Genomic DNA, 18,629 nt, shown 5'->3' with positions numbered 1-18,629 from the left:
GGGAGGACCGGTGGGAAGCGAATCGGCCCTGGGGCCGATCCCTCCGCGGGAAGCTGCGCGAATCGCCCACGCGCCGATGGTAACGGTTGAACATCGGGAGGCCGCCGGTTGCGCGTGTCCGGCGCTTCACCGGCGTTTGTGCACGATAGCCTTTCGCTCGTGAACGTTCCCCGTCGCTGTTGCCGGCCCGGGTGTCCGCACTACGCCGTGGCGACCTTGACGTTCGTCTACTCGGACTCGACGGCGGTGGTGGGGCCACTCGCGACCGCGCGGGAACCGCATTCGTGGGACCTGTGCGTCGGCCATGCCGGCCGGATCACGGCCCCCCGCGGATGGGATCTCGTGCGCCACGCCGGTCCCCTCCATGCCGAGCCCACGCACCCCGACGAGGACGACCTGGTCGCCCTCGCCGACGCGGTGCGCGAAGGCGGCCAGGTCCAGCGCGCCGTGCCCTACGGCGGCACCGGCACGCCGCTGAACGGCTTCGCGGACCCGCACATTCATCACGGGGGGGCCACCGCCCCCAGCAGCAGTGTGCTGGCGCCACCCGAGCATCGTTCGGGCCGGCGCCGGGGGCATCTGCGGGTGCTGCCCGACCCCAAGGACTAGCGGGCCGGGTGTTGCGTGCGGATCCCCGCGCACCGCTGCGGCCCGGGTTTCCCGGGGGCCGATAGGCTGGCGGCCGAGAGGCGAAGGAACGCGAACCCTTTAAGGCGTCAGGAGGCCCCGCATGTCTCGGCTCGCCGCGACCGTGCACCGCGTCGTCAAGGCTTACGACGTACGAGGGTTGGTCGGCGAAGAACTCGACGAGCCGCTGGTCACCGCTTTGGGTGCGGCGTTCGCCGCGCTGATGCGCGGCGAGGGCGCCCGGCAGGTGGTGATCGGCTACGACATGCGGGACAGTTCGCCCGCGCTGGCCGCCTCCTTCGCTTCCGGGGTGACGGGGCAGGGGCTGGACGTGGTGCGGATCGGTCTCGCCTCCACCGATCAGCTGTACTTCGCCTCCGGGTTGCTGGACTGCCCGGGCGCGATGTTCACCGCGAGTCATAACCCGGCGGCCTACAACGGCATCAAGCTGTGCCGGGCGGCCGCCAAACCGGTCGGCGCCGACAGCGGTCTGCGCACCGTCAGCGAGTCCGTCATCGCCGGGGTCGAGCGCTATAACGGACAGCCCGGCACCGTGACCGACCGTGACGTGCTCGACGAGTACGGCAAATTTTTGCGCTCGCTGGTGAGCACCTCGGGGCTGCGTCCCCTGCGGGTGGCGGTGGACGCGGGCAACGGCATGGCCGGGCTCACCGCGCCCGCCGTGCTCGGGGCGATCGACTCGATCACCTTGCTGCCGTTGTATTTCGAGCTCGACGGCTCGTTTCCCAATCACGAGGCCAACCCGCTCGACCCGGCCAACCTGGTCGACCTGCAGGACTACGTTCGCCAGACGGGTGCCGACATCGGCCTGGCCTTCGACGGCGACGCCGACCGCTGCTTCGTGGTCGACGAACGCGGTTGGCCGGTGTCGCCCTCGACGGTGACCAGCTTGGTGGCCGCCCGCGAGCTGGGCCGCGAGATCGGCGCCACCATCATCCACAACGTGATCACGTCGCGGGCGGTGCCGGAGCTGGTCACCGAACGCGGCGGCACACCGCTGCGCTCGCGCGTCGGTCACTCCTATATCAAGGCGATGATGGCCGACACCGGCGCCATCTTCGGCGGCGAGCATTCGGCGCACTATTACTTCCGTGACTTCTGGGGCGCGGACTCCGGGATGCTGGCGGCGCTGTACGTGCTTGCGGCGTTGGGCGAGCAGGACCGGCCGTTGTCGGAGCTGACCGCCGACTACCAGCGCTACGAATCGTCCGGCGAGATCAACTTCACCGTGGCCGACGCCGCGCTGTGCACGGAGGCGGTGCTGAAATCCTTCGGCAGCCGCATCCAATCGCTCGATCACGTGGACGGCGTGACCGTCGACCTGGGCGACGGCAGCTGGTTCAACCTGCGCAGCTCCAACACCGAGCCGTTGCTGCGGCTCAACGTCGAGGCTCGCAGCACCGAGGACGTCGACGCGGTGGTCGCGCAGATCAGCGCCGAGATCCGGGCCCAGTCGGCCCCGGCCGGGGCCGCCCCGTGAACGCCGTCCGGGCGATTGATCTCGAAGACACCGAGGGCCTGCTCGCCGCCGACCGGGACGGGCTGCTGCGCGCGGCGTCGTCGGCCGGCGCGCAGGTCAGGGCGATCGCCGCCGCCGTCGACGAGGGCGCGCTGGATCCGCTGCGGTCCGACGACCGGCCACGCAGCCTGATCTGGGTCGCCGGCCGCGGGACCGCCGACAACGCCGGCGCGATGGTCGCCGCGACGGTGGCCGGTGCGGCCTCCGAGCCGATCACGCTGACCGCCGAGGTCCCGCCGTGGATCGGCCCGCTGGACGTGCTGATCGTCGCGGGCGACGACCCCGGCGATCCGGCGCTGGTCAGCGCGGCCGCGACGGGGGTGCGCCGCGGGGCGAGGGTCGTCGTCGCCGCGCCGTACGAGGGTCCGCTGCGGGACGCCACCGCGGGTCGCGCGGCGGTGCTGGCGCCGCGGCTGCCGATCCCCGACGAGTTCGGGCTGTGCCGCTACCTGGCCGCCGCCCTGGCCGTCGTGCAGGCGGTGGACCAGCGACCCAGCGTCGACCTGCGGGCGCTGGCCGACGAGCTGGACGCCGAGGCGCTGCGCAACAGCGCGGCCCGCGAGCTGTTCACCAATCCCGCCAAGACGATCGCCGCGCGCATCGCCGACCGGCAGGTGGCGCTGGCCGGCGACTGCGCCGCGACGCTCGCGCTGGCCCGGCACGGCAGTTCGGTCCTGCTGCGGATCGCCCATCAGGTGGTCGCGGCCACCGGGCTGTCGGACGCCGTCGTCGCGCTGCGCGCCGGCATCTCCGGCGGCTTCGCCGACCCCGCCGACGCGCTCTTCCACGACGAACAGATCGACGGGCCGCTGCCGCAGCGGCTGCTGGTGTTGGCCCTGACGTTGTCCGGCGAACAGACGATCGTGGCGGCCCGGACCGCCGGGCTCGACGACATCTACCTGCTCGCCGCCGAGGACGTGCCCGACGGGCCGGGCGGCTCGGCCGGGTCGACGGTCGCGCCGGCGTTGGGCGGCGCCATCAGCGCCGAGCAGCAACTGGCAGTATTGGCCGTTCGACTGGAGATGGCCGCGGTTTACGCGCGCCTGGCGCGGGGATAGATAACGACAGTGGAGCTGCTTCGCGGGGCCGTACGGACGTACGCCTGGGGATCGCGTACCGCCATAGCGGAATTCACCGGGCGTACGGTCCCGGCTGCCCATCCGGAGGCCGAACTCTGGTTCGGCGCGCATCCGGGCGACCCGGCCTGGCTGGAAACGGGCGCGGGCGAGATCTCGTTGCTCGAGGCGCTGGTCGCCGACCCGGAGGGCCAGCTCGGGCCCGGCGCCCGCGCCCGTTTCGGTGACGTGCTGCCATTCCTGGTCAAGGTGCTCGCCGCCGACGAGCCGCTGTCGTTGCAGGCGCATCCGAGCGCGGCGCAGGCGGCCGAGGGTTACCTGCGTGAGGAGCGGCTGGGCATTCCGCTGAACTCGCCGGTGCGCAACTACCGCGACACCTCGCACAAACCCGAATTGCTGGTGGCGCTGCAGCCTTTCGAGGCGCTTGCCGGTTTCCGGCAGGCCTCGCGCACCGTGGAGCTGCTGCGGGCGCTGTCCGTCTCCGACCTCGACCCCTTCATCGACCTGCTCAACGACCAGTCGGACGCCGACGGCCTGCGGGCCCTGTTCACCACCTGGATCACCGCGCCGCAGCCCGACATCGACGTGCTGGTGCCCGCCGTGCTGGACGGCGCCATCCAGTACATCAGTTCCGGGGCAACGGAATTCGCGGGCGAGGTCAAGACGGTGCTGGAACTCGGGGAACGCTATCCCGGCGATGCCGGGGTGCTGGCCGCCCTGTTGCTGAACCGCATCACGCTGGCCCCGGGCGAGGCGATCTTCGTGTCGGCCGGCAGCCTGCACACCTATCTGCGCGGTTTCGCCCTGGAGGTCATGGCCAACTCCGACAACGTGTTACGCGGCGGCCTGACCCCCAAGCACGTCGACGTCCCCGAGCTGTTGCGGGTGCTCGACTTCACCCCGACCACCGAGGCGGACGTGCGCCCGCCCGTGCGCCGCGAGGGCTTCGGCCTGATCTACGAGACCCCGGCCGAGGAGTTCGCGGTCGCCCTGCTGGAGCTCGACGGCGACTACCTGGGCCACGAGGTCGACGCCTCGTGCAGCCACGAGGGACCGCAAATCCTGCTGTGCACCGAGGGATGCACGACGGTGCACGGCAAGTCCGGCTCGCTGACGCTGCAGCGGGGGAGGGCCGCCTGGGTGGCGGCCGACGACGCCCCGATCCGGCTGGTCGCGCGCGAGCCCACCAAGCTGTTCAGGGCGACCGTCGGGCTGTGACGGCCCTACGGCGGCCTTATCGTGGCGACCCGCATCGCCCGGCTTCGCCGCGACGCTCGCGATCGCGACGGGCGGCCTGACGGCGTTCGCCCAGCCACAGCCGCAAGTTGTGGGCGATGGCCCGCCCGACGATGCGCGGCGGCGGAACCATGTAGAGGCTGTCGAGCAGCGAGAATCGGCGCAAAAACCATTCGGCCAGAATGGGATCGGTTTCCGCGGCGCCGAGAAACTGGTCGAACAGCGCGCCCGAGGGCCGCCACCACCAGGGGATGGGCCCCTTGGTCCCGGCGTGGTGGAAGGTGACGTCGCCGATGGCGTTCATCGTCCAGACCGGGAAGGTCGACTTGGCGGTGGCGCGGCTCAGTTCGGCGGCCAGCTGGTCGTCGGGGAGTTTCAGCGCACGCCGCAGGTGCCCGGCCTGCAGTGAAGTCATCGTCATGCCCTGCCCGAAGGTGGGGTTGAAGCTGGCGACGGCGTCACCGAGGGGGATGATGCCGGTGGGGAAGCGGTCCAGCTTGTCGTAGCGGCGCCACTTGCTGGCCGGAAAGGCGTGGAAGGCCGGCTCGCCGACGGGATCGGCCTGCTTCAACGCCGCGTTGACGTGCGCGGGGACCAGCTCCTCGGCCAGTTCCAGCATCTCCGGAAACGTCTGCGGCGGCTTGACATTCGCCACCCCGAACGTCGTCAGCACCCAGGTGCGGTCCTCGTAGCAGAGCATGCCGAGCCCCAGCGACTTGTCGTGCGAGGCGCCGGCGACCACCACCTTCTCCGCGATCAATCCGTCCGGGATGCGGAATTGCTGGGTCGCGTAATGGATGCCGATGTCGAGGAGGTCTTCGCGCGGACGCTCGTACCCCCACTGCGTCAGCCACGTCGGCAGCCGGGTGCCCCGGCCGGCCGCGTCGACGACGAGGTCGGCCGCGACAAATTCCGGACCCCCGCCGTCGACGGGATCCAGCAGCACCCCGGTCACCCGCTGGCGCGCCGGGTCGAACCGCGGTTCGGCCACGGAGCGCCGCACCATCGTGACATTGTCGGTGTCGCGGACGCGTCTGCGCAGCTGCCACTCCAGGTGCGGCCGGCTGGGCACGTACGCGGTGAATTCGTCGCGCAGGGTGTGTCCGGTGCCGAGCAGGTGGCCTGCGGCGCCGAGGTGAATGCAGTCGGGCCGGTTCTCAAGCATGGGCACGCCCGCGGCCACCATGTCTTGCAGCAGCCCGGGGAAGAGACTCTCGAACTCCATTGCCCCGCGGGCCATCAGCATGTGCAGGTGCCGGTCCTGCGGAACGGCCGTCCGGTTCGACGGTGTGCTCGGCACCTCGTCGCGCTCGTAGACGGTGACCCGCGAGAAGACATCCGAGAGCACCTGCGCGGCGCACAGCCCGGCGATGCTGCCGCCGATGACCACCGCATGGTCCCTGGTGTTTGCTTTGCTGTCCGCCATCTCGGCAGGGTACCCAGTACTGTGACGGACCAATGGGTCCCATTCGTAGAGGGAAAGAGCGACGGATGGCCAACCGATGGCGCATGAAGTCGGTCGAACAATCGATCGCCGACACCGACGAGCCAGACACCCGGTTACGCAAGGACCTGACCTGGTTGGACCTGGTGGTCTTCGGCGTCGCGGTGGTGATCGGCGCCGGTATCTTCACGGTCACCGCGTCGACGACCGGTGACATCACCGGCCCGGCGATCTGGATTTCGTTCGTGATCGCGGCGGTCACCTGCGCGCTCGCGGCGCTGTGCTACGCCGAGTTCGCCTCGACGCTGCCGGTCGCCGGCAGCGCCTACACCTTTTCCTATGCCACCTTCGGAGAGTTCCTCGCCTGGATCATCGGCTGGAACCTGCTGCTGGAGCTGGCGATCGGCGCGGCGGTGGTGGCCAAGGGGTGGTCGAGCTACCTGGGCAACGTCTTCGGGTTTGCCGGTGGCACAGCGCAGCTCGGCTCGGTCACCCTGGACTGGGGCGCGCTGCTGATCGTCACCGCCGTTGCGGTGCTGATCGCGCTGGGCACCAAGCTGTCGTCGCGGTTCTCCGCGGTGATCACCGGCATCAAGGTGTCGGTGGTGCTGCTGGTGGTCGTCGTCGGCGCCTTCTACATCAAGGGCTCGAACTATTCGCCGTTCATCCCCAAGCCCGAGGCGGGGCACGAGGCGTCGGGCGTCAACCAGTCGGTGCTGTCGTTGCTGACCGGGGCGCACAGCAGCCACTACGGCTGGTACGGCGTGCTGGCGGGCGCATCGATCGTGTTCTTCGCGTTCATCGGGTTCGACATCGTCGCGACCATGGCCGAGGAGACCAAGACGCCCCAGCGCGACGTGCCCCGGGGGATCCTGGCGTCGCTGGCGATCGTGACCGTGCTCTACGTGGCGGTCTCGGTGGTGCTGTCCGGGATGGTCTCCTACACCCAGCTCAAGACCGTGCCGGGCCACAAGCCGGCCAACCTGGCGACGGCCTTCACGGCGAACGGCATCCACTGGGCCAGCAAGATCATCGCGATCGGGGCGCTGGCCGGATTGACCACCGTGGTGATGGTGCTGATGCTCGGCCAGTGCCGCGTGCTGTTCGCGATGGCGCGCGACGGCTTGCTGCCGCGGCAGCTGGCGAAGACCGGCTCACGCGGCACCCCGGTGCGGATCACCGCGCTGGTCGCGGTGGTGGTGGCCGCGACGGCGTCGGTGTTCCCGATCGCCAAGCTCGAGGAGATGGTCAACGTCGGCACGCTGTTCGCGTTCGTCCTGGTGTCGGCCGGCGTCATGGTGTTGCGCCGCACCCGCCCGGACCTCGAGCGCGGCTTCCGCGCCCCGTGGGTGCCGGTCCTGCCGATCGCCTCGATCGCCGCGTGCGTCTGGCTGATGGTCAACCTGACGGCGCTGACCTGGGTGCGATTCGGCGTCTGGCTGGTGGTGGGCACCGCGATCTACGTCGGCTACGGCTACCGGCACTCCGTGCAGGGCCGCCGCGATGGGGGGCATCCCGAGAAAGAACCCGATCCCGACGCGACTTCCACGGCGGCATAGGCCGTCCAGCTCACGGAAGTCCGATGCGTCGAGGCTTGCGGCTTTGGCGGCGCATCCAGGGTGGAAAACGGGCGATTCGCGGGACCTGACCGCGCATTCAAGGGCGTGGACGCACGCTCAACGCCGGGATGCGCGCTCGCCGCCGCTGCCCACCCGGGCGGCTCCCTTAGTTTACAAAACCACCTCATATGTCTAGACAGCGGACGCTGATAGCGATATTGTCAACCACCGACGTGGTGTGACTCACAAGGAGGTTCGACATATGACCACACTCGAACGGCAGGCGGACTCCGACGCGGTCGAGCCGCCCGTCTGGCGGGACAAGAAGCGGCGCCTCTGGCTGATGGGACTGATCGCCCCGACGGCGCTCTTGGTGATGCTGCCGATCGTCTGGGGGCTCAACCAGCTCGGCTGGCACGCCGCCGCGCAGGCGCCGCTGTGGATCGGGCCGATCCTCGTCTACGTCCTGCTGCCGATCCTCGACCTGCGCTTCGGGCCCGACGGGCAGGACCCGCCCGACGAGGTGATGGAGCAGCTGGAGAACGACAAGTACTACCGCTACTGCACCTACATTTTCATTCCCTTCCAATACCTCAGCGTGGTCTTCGGCGCGTACCTGTTCACCGCCTCGGACCTGAGCTGGCTGGGCTTCCCGGCTGGTTCAGGCGGCGCGCTGGGCTGGGTGGGCAAGCTGGGCGTGGCGCTGTCGGTCGGCGTGCTCGGCGGCGTCGGCATCAACACCGCCCACGAGATGGGCCACAAGAAGGACTCGCTGGAGCGGTGGCTGTCCAAGATCACCCTGGCGCAGACCTGTTACGGCCACTTCTACATCGAGCACAACCGCGGCCACCACGTGCGGGTGTCCACGCCGGAAGACCCAGCGTCGGCGCGCTTCGGGGAAACCTTCTGGGAGTTCCTGCCGCGCAGCGTCTTCGGCAGCCTGCGCTCGTCGCTGCGGCTGGAGGCCCAACGCCTGCGCCGGCTGGACAAGAATCCGTGGAACCCCGCGACGTATCTGTCCAACGACGTGCTCAACGCCTGGCTGCTGTCGATCGTGTTGTGGGGCGCGCTGATCGCGGTCTTCGGCCCGGCGCTCATCCCGTTCGTGATCATCCAGGCCGTGTTCGGCTTCAGCCTGCTCGAGTCCGTCAACTACCTGGAGCACTACGGGCTGCTGCGGCAGAAGCTCGACTCGCCTACGGGGAAAGCCCGCTACGAACGGTGCGCGCCGGTGCACAGCTGGAACTCCGACCACGTCGTCACCAACCTGTTCCTGTACCACCTGCAGCGGCACAGCGATCACCACGCCAACCCCACTCGCCGCTACCAGACGCTGCGCAGCATGGCGGGCGCCCCCAACCTGCCCAGCGGCTACGCGTCGATGATCTCGCTCACCTACGTGCCGCCGCTGTGGCGCAAGGTGATGGACCACCGGGTGCTCGAGCACTACGACGGCGACATCACCAAGGTCAACATCCACCCGCGGGTGCGCGAGCGGGTGCTCGCCCGCTACGGGGCAACGGCATGAGCGCCTACCGCTGCCCGGGATGCGACTACACCTACGACGAGGCGAAAGGCGCTCCGCGGGAAGGATTTCCCGCGGGAACGCCGTTCGGTGAGATTCCCGACGACTGGTCCTGCCCCGATTGCGCGGTGCGCGAGAAGGTCGATTTCCAAGAGATAGGAGCAATCCGATGACCGACTACAAACTCTTCGTCTGCGTGCAGTGCGGATTCGAATACGACGAGGCCAAGGGCTGGCCGGAGGACGGCATCGCGCCCGGGACCCGCTGGGACGACATTCCCGAGGACTGGAGCTGCCCGGACTGCGGCGCGGCGAAATCCGACTTCGAGATGGTCGAGACAGCCCGCGCGTGATCGGCACCAACGGCATGGCCCAAGCGGCTATTGTCGCGCCTGTGAAGCGGATGCCCTACCCCGAGGCGTCGCGCGCCCTGCTGCGCGACTCGGTGCTGGACGCGATGCGGGAGCTGCTGCTGACCCGCGACTGGTCCGCCATCACGCTCTCGGACGTGGCCCGCGCCGCGGGTATCAGCCGGCAGACCATCTACAACGAGTTCGGATCGCGGCAGGGCCTGGCGCAGGGATACGCCCTGCGCCTGGCCGACCGGCTGGTCGACGCCGTGCACACCGCGATCGTCGCCAACGTCGGCAAGATCTACGAGGCGTTCCTGCAGGGCTTTCGGGCCTTCTTCGCCGAGTCGGCGGCGGACCCGCTGGTGATCTCGCTGCTGACCGGGGTGGCCAAACCGGACCTGCTGCAGATCATCACCACCGACAGCGGGCCCATCATCACGCGGGCGTCGGAACGGCTGAGCACGGCGTTCACCCAGAGTTGGGTGGCCACCAGCGACGAGGACGCCGGCGTGCTGGCGCGGGCCATCGTGCGGCTGGCGCTGAGCTACGTGTCGATGCCGCCCGAGGCGGATCACGATGTGGCGGCGGACTTGGCGCGGCTGATGACGCCGTTCGCGGAGCGTCATGGCGTCGTCAACGTCCCCTGACGACTGCCGGCGCCTGGGCCGCCGACTACAGTGGCCCAAGAGCACATACCTAAGCTAAGTAATCCTCTTCCGAACCCAAGCCGCAAAAGGAATGGAACGTTAATGACGACGCCTGAAAGTTCGCTGACCGCCGACGTCCGCAACGGCATCGACTTCAAGGTCGCCGACCTGTCGCTGGCGGACTACGGTCGCCGGGACATCGAGCTCTCCGAGCAGGAGATGCCGGGCCTGATGTCGCTGCGCCGCGAGTACGCCGACGTGCAACCGCTCAAGGGGGCGCGGATCTCGGGCTCGCTGCACATGACCGTGCAGACCGCGGTGCTCATCGAGACCCTCGTCTCGCTGGGCGCGCAGGTCCGCTGGGCGTCGTGCAACATCTTCTCCACCCAGGACCACGCCGCCGCCGCGGTGGTGGTCGGCCCGCACGGCACGCCCGAGGAGCCCAAGGGTGTCCCGGTGTTCGCCTGGAAGGGCGAGACGCTCGAGGAGTACTGGTGGGCCGCCGAGCAGATGCTGACTTGGCCCGACGAACCGGCCAACATGATCCTCGACGACGGCGGTGACGCCACCATGCTGGTGCTGCGCGGCGCGCAGTACGAGAAGGCCGGCGTGGTGCCGCCCGCGGAGGACGACGACCCCACCGAATGGAAGGTCTTCCTGGAGCTGCTGCGCAAGCGCTTCGAGACCGACAAGGACAAGTGGACCAAGATCTCGGAGTCGGTCAAGGGCGTCACCGAGGAGACCACCACCGGCGTGCTGCGGCTCTACCAGTTCGCCGCGGCCGGCGACCTGGCCTTCCCGGCGATCAACGTCAACGACTCGGTCACCAAGTCCAAGTTCGACAACAAGTACGGCTGCCGCCACTCCCTGATCGACGGCATCAACCGCGGCACCGACGTGCTGATCGGCGGCAAGAAGGTGCTGGTCTGCGGCTACGGCGACGTCGGCAAGGGCTGCGCCGAGTCGGTCAAGGGCCAGGGCGCGCGCGTGGTCGTCACCGAGATCGACCCGATCAACGCCCTGCAGGCGCTGATGGAGGGCTACGACGTGGAGACCGTCGAGGACGCGATCGGCACGGCGGACATCGTCATCACCGCCACCGGGAACAAGGACATCATCACGCTGGCGCACATGAAGGCGATGAAGGACTACGCGGTGCTGGGCAACATCGGGCACTTCGACAACGAGATCCAGGTCGCCCAGCTGGAGCGCTCCGGCGCGACCAAGACCAACATCCGACCGCAGGTCGACGTGTGGACGTTCCCCGACAGCGGCAAGTCGATCATCCTGCTCTCCGAGGGCCGGCTGCTGAACCTGGGCAACGCCACCGGCCACCCGTCGTTCGTCATGAGCAACAGCTTCTCCAACCAGGTGATCGCGCAGATCGAGCTGTGGACCAAGAACGACGAGTACGACAACGAGGTGTACCGGCTGCCCAAGCACCTCGACGAGAAGGTGGCCCGCATCCACGTCGAGGCGCTCGGCGGCAAGCTGACCAAGCTGACCAAGGAGCAGGCCGAGTACATCGGCGTCGATGTCGACGGCCCCTACAAGGCCGACCACTACCGCTACTGAGTCGCTGAATCGCCGAGCGTCACGCCAGTGTGGCGCTCGGCCTCGAGTGTCACGCCAGCGTGGCGCTCGCGGGCGGGGATAGGCTCGGCGCCGTGCTGATCGCGATCGAAGGGGTCGACGGGGCGGGCAAGCGGACGCTGTCCGAGGGCCTGCGCAAGGCCTTCCAGGCGGCCGGGAAGTCGGTGGCGATCACGGCCTTCCCGCGCTACGGGAAATCGGTGACCGCCGACATCGCGGCCGAGGCCCTGCACGGCGGGCACGGCGACCTGTCGTCGTCGGTCTACGGGATGGCCATGCTGTTCGCGCTCGACCGGGCCGGGGCCGTCGAGGACATCGAGGCGCTACGCCGCGACCACGACGTCGTGATCCTGGACCGCTACGTCGCGTCGAACGCGGCCTACAGCGCCGCACGCCTGCGCGAGGGCGCGGCCGGGGCGGCGGCCGACTGGGTGCTCGAGCTCGAATACCGGCGGTTGCGCCTGCCCGCGCCCGACTGGCAGGTGCTGCTCGCGGTGCCCGCGCAGCTGGCCGGGCAGCGCGCCCGCAGCCGGGCGGAGGCCGACCCCGGACGGGCCCGCGACAGCTACGAACGCGACGACGAACTGCAGCTGCGCACCGGCGCGGTGTACGCGGAGCTGGCCGCCTCGGGCTGGGGCGGGCCCTGGCTGGTGGCCGACGCGGACGTCGACCCGGGCCGGCTGGCCGCCACCCTCATCGGCGCGAAGGACGTCCGCACAACGGTCCGGGAGGGCACGCCGGGGCCGCCGAGCACCGGAATTTGACCGGTTTTGCGTCCATATTTGCGGCTCGGAGCAAGAAACGCCCGTGTGGCGCGCCGGGTTTGTCCCGTTCTGGTGACACCATGGACTCCATGAGGCAAAGGATTTTGGTCGTCGATGACGACGCTTCGCTGGCCGAGATGCTCACCATCGTGTTGCGTGGGGAGGGTTTCGACACCGCGGTCATCGGTGACGGTACCCAGGCCCTGACTGCGGTGCGCGAACTGCGCCCCGATCTGGTGTTGTTGGACCTGATGCTGCCGGGCATGAACGGTATCGACGTCTGTCGCGTGCTGCGCGCCGACTCGGGCGTCCCGATCGTCATGCTCACCGCGAAGACCGACACCGTGGACGTCGTCCTCGGCCTCGAGTCGGGCGCCGACGACTACATCATGAAGCCGTTCAAGCCCAAGGAGCTGGTGGCCCGGGTGCGGGCGCGGCTGCGGCGCAACGACGACGAGCCGGCCGAGATGCTGTCCATCGCCGACGTCGAGATCGACGTGCCGGCGCACAAGGTCACCCGCAACGGCGAGCAGATCTCCCTGACGCCGCTCGAGTTCGACCTGCTGGTCGCGTTGGCGCGCAAACCGCGGCAGGTGTTTACTCGTGATGTGCTGCTCGAACAGGTGTGGGGATACCGGCACCCGGCGGACACCCGCTTGGTGAACGTGCACGTCCAACGTCTGCGGGCCAAGGTTGAGAAGGATCCCGAAAACCCGACCGTGGTGTTGACCGTTCGAGGAGTGGGTTACAAGGCCGGACCTCCGTGACCGGACGGTGTAGGTGATCTGGGGCTCTCGGCGACGCACTAGGAGTCGGTGGGGGCGCTCGGGGCCCATGACTCGCGGCATGGGTGCCTTGAGTCGAGTGGTGGGTACCGCGTGGCGCCGGTCATTGCAGCTGCGCGTGGTCGCGCTGACGCTCGGGCTGTCCCTGGCGGTGATCCTCGCGCTCGGCTTCGTGCTGACTTCTCAGGTCACCAATCGGGTGCTCGACGTCAAGGTCAAGGCCGGTATCGAGCAGATCGAACGCGCGCGCACCACCGTCGGCGGGATCGTCAGCGGTGAGGAGACGCGCTCGCTCGACAGCAGCCTGCAGCTGGCCCGCAACACGCTGACGTCCAAGACCGATTCCGCGTCGGGCGCCGGGCTGGCCGGAGCGTTCGACGCGGTGCTGATCGTGCCGGGCGACGGGCCGCGCGCGGCGACCACAGCCGGGCCCGTCGACCAGGTGCCCAATTCGCTGCGCGGCTTCGTCAAGGCCGGGCAGGCGTCCTACCAGTACGCGACCGTGCACACCGACGGATTTTCCGGGCCCGCGCTGATCATGGGTACGCCGGCGTCGTCGCAGGTGGCCAACCTGGAGCTGTACCTGATCTTCCCGCTGAAGAACGAGCAGGCCACCATCACGCTGGTCCGCGGCACCATGATCACCGGCGGCGCCGTGCTGCTGGTGCTGCTCGCCGGGATCGCGCTGCTGGTCTCGCGCCAGGTGGTGGTGCCGGTGCGGTCGGCGTCGCGGATCGCCGAACGGTTCGCCGAGGGGCATCTGTCCGAACGGATGCCGGTGCGCGGCGAGGACGACATGGCCCGGCTCGCGGTGTCGTTCAACGACATGGCCGAAAGCCTGTCCCGCCAGATCACCCAGCTCGAGGAGTTCGGCAACCTGCAGCGCCGGTTCACCTCCGACGTCAGCCACGAGCTCCGCACCCCGCTGACCACCGTGCGGATGGCCGCCGACCTCATCTATGACCACAGCGCCGACCTCGACCCCACCCTGGCGCGTTCCACCGAGCTGATGGTCAACGAACTCGACCGGTTCGAGTCGCTGCTCAACGACCTGCTGGAGATCTCCCGCCACGACGCGGGGGTGGCCGAATTGTCCGTCGAGGCAGTGGATCTGCGCACCACCGTGCAGAGCGCGCTCGGCAACGTGGGCCACCTGGCCGAGGACGCCGGCATCGAGTTGCTCGTCGACCTGCCCGACGAAGAGGTGATCGCCGAGGTCGACACCCGCCGGGTGGAGCGGATCCTGCGCAACCTGATCGCCAACGCCATCGACCACGCCGAACACAAGCCGGTGCAGATCCGGATGGGCGCCGACGAGGACACCGTCGCCGTCACCGTCCGCGACTACGGGGTGGGGCTGCGGCCCGGCGAGGAGAAGCTGGTGTTCAGCCGGTTCTGGCGCGCCGACCCGTCGCGGGTGCGCCGCTCGGGCGGCACCGGCCTGGGGCTGGCGATCAGCGTCGAGGACGCCCGCCTGCACCAGGGCCGGCTGGAGGCGTGGGGCGAGCCCGGCGAGGGCTCGTGCTTCCGGCTCACGCTGCCGCTGGTTCGCGGCCACAAGGTGACCACCAGCCCGCTGCCCATGAAGCCCATCCCGCCGACCGCCAACACCGGCCCGCAGCCCAAAGAGCGTTCGCGGCAGCGCGAACACGCGGAGAGGAGCGGATGATGCGGCGGCTGCTGGGCCTGCTGATGCTGGCCGCGCTGCTGGCCGGCTGCGCGGGCGTGCCCAGCTCGTCGGCGCCCCAGGCCATCGGCACGGTCGAACGGCCCGCGCCGTCGAACCTGCCCAAGCCGACCCCCGGCATGGATCCCGACGTCCTGCTGCGCGAATTCCTCAAGGCCACAGCCGATCCCGCGAACCGGCACCTGGCGGCCCGCCAGTTCCTCACCCAGGCGGCGTCCAACGCCTGGGACGACGCCGGTAGCGCGCTGCTGATCGACCACGTGGTGTTCGTGGAAACCCGTGCCGCCGAACGGGTCTCGGCGACGATGCGGGCGGACATCCTGGGTTCGCTGTCGGACATGGGGGTGTTCGAAACCGCCGAGGGGGTGCTGCCGGATCCCGGCCCGATCGAGTTGGTCAAGACCTCGGGCGGGTGGCGGATCGACCGCCTGCCCAATGGGGTGTTCCTGGACTGGCAGCAGTTCCAGTCGACGTACAAACGCAACACGCTCTACTTCGCCGACCCGACCGGCAAGACGGTGGTTCCCGATCCGCGCTACGTGGCGGTGGCCGACCACGACCAGTTGGCGACCGAGCTGGTCTCCAAGCTGATCGCCGGGCCGCGCCCCGAGATGGCGCACACCGTGCGTAACCTGCTCGCCCCGCCGCTGCGGCTGCGCGGGCCGGTGACCCGGGCCGACGGTGGCAAGAACGGGATCGGGCGCGGTTACGGCGGCGCGCGCATCGACCTGGAGAAGCTGTCCACCACCGATCCGCACAGCAGGGCTTTGCTTGCCGCGCAAATCATTTGGACGCTGGCGCGGGCCGACATCCGGGGGCCGTACGTGATCAACGCCGACGGCGCCCCGCTGGACGACAGGTTTGCCGAGGGCTGGACGACCTCCGACGTCGCCGCGACCGACCCGGGCGTCGCCGACGGCGCGGGCGCCGGGCTGCACGCTCTGGTGAACGGCTCGCTGGTCTCCCTGGACGGCCAGCACTTCGCCAACGTGGCCGGGGCCTTCGGGCGGATGGGGGACCAGACCGGCGCCGCGTTGTCGCGCAATGGCCGGCAGGTCGCCTCCGTCGTCACCCTGCACCGCGGCGCGCCGGACGAGGCGGCCTCGCTGTGGATCGGTGACCTCGGCGGCGAGGCCGTGCAGTCCGCCGACGGGCACGGCCTGACGCGGCCGAGTTGGTCGCTGGACGACGCGGTGTGGGTGGTGGTGGACGGCAACAACGTGTTGCGCGCGATCCAGGAACCGGCGTCGGGCCAACCCGCCCGTATCCCCGTCGACTCCGTTGCCGTGTCGACCCGCTTCCCCGGGCCGATCACCGACCTGCAGCTGTCCCGCGACAGCACGCGCGCCGCGATGGTGATCGGCGGCCAGGTGATCATGGCCAGCGTCGAGCAGACCCAGGCCGGCCAGTACGCCCTGACCTACCCGCGGCGGCTCGGCTTCGGCTTGGGCAACTCGGTGGTGTCGCTGTCCTGGCGCACCGGCGACGACATCGTGGTCACCCGCACCGACGCCAGCCATCCGGTGTCCTACGTCAACCTCGACGGGGTGAACTCCGACGCGCCCGCCCGCGGCCTGCAGATGCCGGTACTGACGGTCGCCGCCAACCCGTCGACGGTCTACGTCGGCGCTCCCCAAGGGGTGCTGCAGTATTCGGCGGCCGCCGCCGAAAGCCAACAGGGGTGGTCGGACGTGCCAGGGCTGATGGTGTTCGGCGCGGCGCCGGTGTTACCCGGCTAGTGACGATCGCAAGCGCGGCGGAGCCGGGCGCAGCGGGTCGTCACCGTCGGGCTAGTGACGATCGCAAGCGCGGCGGAGCCGGGCGCAGCGGGTCGTCACCGTCGGGTTGATCTTGCCCTTCCCGGGTTGTCGGCCCCAACGGCCACACTGACACCCATGCTTGATCTCATCCTGCCGCTGCAGTGCGGCGGCTGCGGGGCGCCGTCGAGCCGCTGGTGCGCCGCGTGCGCCCGCGAGCTGTCGGTGGCCGCCGACCAGCCGCATGTCGTGAACCCTCGCATCGATCCGCAGGTGCCGGTCTTCGCGCTCGGCCGCTACGCCGGCACGCGGCGGGCGGCGATCCTCGGGCTCAAGGAGCACGGCCGCACGGATCTGGTCGGGCCGCTGGCGGGTGCGCTGGCCACCGGTGTGCACCGGTTGCTGACTTGGGGCATCGTCGAGCTCCCGCTGACGGTCGTGCCGGCCCCGACCCGCCGCTCGGCCGCGCGCCGCCGCGGCGGCGACCCGGTCACCCGGCTCGCCCGCGCGGCGGTGGCGGGCCACCCCGCGATCGCTGTCGCTCCGGCATTGCGGATGAGGGCACTGGTTCGCGACTCGGTCGGCCTCGGCACCGCCGCCCGCGAACGCAACATCGCGGGCCGGGTGCGGCTGCGCCGCGCGCCGCCGCGCAGCGAGGTCGTGATCGTCGACGACATCGTCACCACCGGCGCCACGGCCCGCGAGTCGGTGCGGGTATTGCGGGCGGCGGGCGTTCGGGTCACGGCCGTCCTGGCGGTCGCCGCCGCGTGAGGCTGTGCGGCCGCCAAGAGTATGTGAAGAACTCGCAACAGCTCCGCGAAATCAGTGGCATGGCGAGGCGAACAAGAGCTAACGTCGAGAACAACGTTAATCAACTCACTGGTCTGACTCACTGGTCGCGACATTCCCAGGTTGAGACCCCACTCGCGGGAAGGGGTGAGTATTCGACACCTTGCATCGGCGAGCAGCCTGCAGCGGTGATTTATCGAAAGACCCGCTCTCCCCACCTCGTCGGCGCGTCGTCAGCAAGCCGGGCACGCAGGGCGCGTGCGACGTGAAAGAGAAACGAGTTGTCACGTATGTCAAGGCTATCCGTGGATTCCGGTCAAATTCTCGACCAACCGCCGACGCAAATCGACGGCCAAGTTCAACCGATGACCAACGCCGAAGTCGTCTTCAAGGGCCGCAACGTAGAAATCCCCGACCACTATCGGGTGTACGTCTCCCAGAAACTCGCCCGCCTCGAGCGCTTCGATCGCTCCATCTATCTTTTCGATGTCGAGCTCAAGCACGCGCCCAACCGGCGACAGCGTAAATCGTGTCAACGCGTCGAGATCACCGCCCGCGGTCGCGGGCCGGTAAGCCGGGCGGAGGCCTGCGCCGACAGCTTCTACGCGGCGTTCGAGTCCGCGGTCGACAAGCTGGAGAACCGGCTACGCCGTGTCAAGGATCGCCGCAAGGTCCACTACGGCGACAAGACGCCGGTGTCGCTGGCCGCCGCCACCGCGGTCGTGCCACCGCCGGCGCAGGAACGACTGCCCGAGCCGCCGGCCGAGCACGACGGCGCCCAGGCTGACCATGAGCCCGGCCGGATCGTGCGGACCAAAGAACACCCGGCCACACCGATGACGGTCGACGACGCGCTCTACGAGATGGAGCTCGTCGGGCACGACTTCTTCCTCTTCCACGACAAGCAGACCGAGCGGCCCTGCGTGGTCTATCGCCGGCACGCCTACGATTACGGGCTGATCAGGCTCTCGTAACGGGGCAGTTTGGCGGCGGCAAATGCCGCGCTTGCGATCGCCGCATGACGGTTTGGCGGCGACCCGCCGCGCCCGGCAAATGCCGCGCTTGCGATCGCCGCATGACGGTTTGGCGGCGACCCGCCGCGCCCGGCAAATGCCGCGCTTGCGATCGCCGCATGACGGTTTGGCGGCGACCCGCCGCGCCCGGCAAATGCCGCGCTTGCGATCGCCGCTACGACGGTCATTGCGGCGTCGTCACCTACGATGGGAGTCGCCTTAAGAGAAGAGACTC

At 69.5% G+C, this 18,629-nt stretch carries 18 protein-coding genes; 16 read left to right on the top strand and 2 right to left on the bottom strand.

The window, feature by feature from the left end:
* Positions 1 to 159: 159 nt before the first annotated feature.
* From ACEL92_RS21425 to manA, 4 genes are all read left to right on the top strand, one after another.
* Complete coding sequence (locus ACEL92_RS21425) at positions 160 to 609, top strand: DUF3499 domain-containing protein (RefSeq protein ID WP_374022646.1); 450 nt, start codon at positions 160 to 162, stop codon at positions 607 to 609.
* Between the two features lie 121 nt (positions 610 to 730).
* Positions 731 to 2,128: a phosphomannomutase/phosphoglucomutase gene (locus ACEL92_RS21420; protein ID WP_374022645.1), complete on the top strand. Its 1,398-nt coding sequence runs from the start codon at positions 731 to 733 to the stop codon at positions 2,126 to 2,128.
* Positions 2,125 to 3,225, top strand: coding sequence for a TobH protein (locus ACEL92_RS21415; RefSeq protein WP_374022644.1), 1,101 nt, complete (start codon positions 2,125 to 2,127; stop codon positions 3,223 to 3,225). Before ACEL92_RS21420 ends, ACEL92_RS21415 begins: the two co-directional genes overlap by 4 nt.
* Before the next feature lie 9 nt (positions 3,226 to 3,234).
* Positions 3,235 to 4,461: a mannose-6-phosphate isomerase, class I gene (manA, locus tag ACEL92_RS21410; protein ID WP_374022643.1), complete on the top strand. Its 1,227-nt coding sequence runs from the start codon at positions 3,235 to 3,237 to the stop codon at positions 4,459 to 4,461.
* Between the two features lie 16 nt (positions 4,462 to 4,477).
* On the opposite strand, the gene ACEL92_RS21405 is transcribed toward manA, so the two are convergent.
* Positions 4,478 to 5,869, bottom strand: coding sequence for an FAD-dependent oxidoreductase (locus ACEL92_RS21405; RefSeq protein ID WP_374026321.1), 1,392 nt, complete (start codon positions 5,867 to 5,869; stop codon positions 4,478 to 4,480).
* Between the two features lie 101 nt (positions 5,870 to 5,970).
* Between ACEL92_RS21405 and ACEL92_RS21400 the strand changes: the two genes are divergently transcribed.
* The 12 genes from ACEL92_RS21400 (at position 5,971) to hpf (ending at position 18,355) form a co-directional block, all read left to right on the top strand.
* Positions 5,971 to 7,482, top strand: a complete 1,512-nt coding sequence (locus ACEL92_RS21400) for an amino acid permease (RefSeq protein ID WP_374022642.1) — start codon at positions 5,971 to 5,973, stop codon at positions 7,480 to 7,482.
* Positions 7,483 to 7,744: 262 nt separating this feature from the next.
* The gene (locus tag ACEL92_RS21395) at positions 7,745 to 9,010 is read left to right on the top strand and encodes an alkane 1-monooxygenase (protein WP_374022641.1); all 1,266 of its coding nucleotides are present in this window, start codon (positions 7,745 to 7,747) and stop codon (positions 9,008 to 9,010) included.
* The gene (locus tag ACEL92_RS21390) at positions 9,007 to 9,180 is read left to right on the top strand and encodes a rubredoxin (protein WP_374022640.1); all 174 of its coding nucleotides are present in this window, start codon (positions 9,007 to 9,009) and stop codon (positions 9,178 to 9,180) included. Before ACEL92_RS21395 ends, ACEL92_RS21390 begins: the two co-directional genes overlap by 4 nt.
* Entirely contained in the window at positions 9,177 to 9,359 is a 183-nt protein-coding gene (locus ACEL92_RS21385) for a rubredoxin (protein WP_374022639.1), read from the top strand. The genes ACEL92_RS21390 and ACEL92_RS21385 overlap by 4 nt, the downstream gene beginning before the upstream one ends.
* Positions 9,360 to 9,373: 14 nt before the next feature.
* Positions 9,374 to 10,006, top strand: coding sequence for a TetR family transcriptional regulator (locus ACEL92_RS21380; RefSeq protein ID WP_374026320.1), 633 nt, complete (start codon positions 9,374 to 9,376; stop codon positions 10,004 to 10,006).
* Positions 10,007 to 10,108: 102 nt separating this feature from the next.
* Entirely contained in the window at positions 10,109 to 11,581 is a 1,473-nt protein-coding gene (gene ahcY, locus ACEL92_RS21375; RefSeq protein ID WP_374022638.1) for an adenosylhomocysteinase, read from the top strand.
* Positions 11,582 to 11,673: 92 nt separating this feature from the next.
* Positions 11,674 to 12,363, top strand: a complete 690-nt coding sequence (locus ACEL92_RS21370; protein WP_374022637.1) for a dTMP kinase — start codon at positions 11,674 to 11,676, stop codon at positions 12,361 to 12,363.
* A gap of 80 nt (positions 12,364 to 12,443) precedes the next feature.
* The gene (gene mtrA / locus ACEL92_RS21365; RefSeq protein ID WP_007168097.1) at positions 12,444 to 13,130 is read left to right on the top strand and encodes a two-component system response regulator MtrA; all 687 of its coding nucleotides are present in this window, start codon (positions 12,444 to 12,446) and stop codon (positions 13,128 to 13,130) included.
* A gap of 13 nt (positions 13,131 to 13,143) precedes the next feature.
* Positions 13,144 to 14,817 carry an MtrAB system histidine kinase MtrB gene (gene mtrB / locus ACEL92_RS21360; protein WP_374022636.1) on the top strand — a complete coding sequence of 558 codons (1,674 nt, stop codon included), beginning with the start codon at positions 13,144 to 13,146 and terminating at the stop codon, positions 14,815 to 14,817.
* Positions 14,814 to 16,574, top strand: coding sequence for an MtrAB system accessory lipoprotein LpqB (gene lpqB / locus ACEL92_RS21355; RefSeq protein WP_374022635.1), 1,761 nt, complete (start codon positions 14,814 to 14,816; stop codon positions 16,572 to 16,574). Before mtrB ends, lpqB begins: the two co-directional genes overlap by 4 nt.
* A gap of 156 nt (positions 16,575 to 16,730) precedes the next feature.
* A complete protein-coding gene (locus ACEL92_RS21350; protein ID WP_374022634.1) occupies positions 16,731 to 17,363 on the top strand; it encodes a ComF family protein in 633 nt (210 codons plus the stop codon).
* Positions 17,364 to 17,686: 323 nt separating this feature from the next.
* On the top strand, positions 17,687 to 18,355 hold the full coding sequence (hpf, locus tag ACEL92_RS21345; protein ID WP_374022633.1) for a ribosome hibernation-promoting factor, HPF/YfiA family: 669 nt from the start codon (positions 17,687 to 17,689) through the stop codon (positions 18,353 to 18,355).
* Here the strand turns inward: hpf and ACEL92_RS21340 are convergent.
* On the bottom strand, positions 18,331 to 18,582 hold the full coding sequence (locus tag ACEL92_RS21340) for a hypothetical protein (protein ID WP_374022632.1): 252 nt from the start codon (positions 18,580 to 18,582) through the stop codon (positions 18,331 to 18,333). The genes hpf and ACEL92_RS21340 overlap by 25 nt on opposite strands.
* Between the last annotated feature and the right edge of the window lie 47 nt (positions 18,583 to 18,629).

It is taken from the genome of Mycobacterium hainanense (assembly GCF_041890355.1).
GTDB lineage: Bacteria > Actinomycetota > Actinomycetes > Mycobacteriales > Mycobacteriaceae > Mycobacterium > Mycobacterium hainanense.
This window is presented reverse-complemented; position numbering and strand designations above follow the sequence as displayed.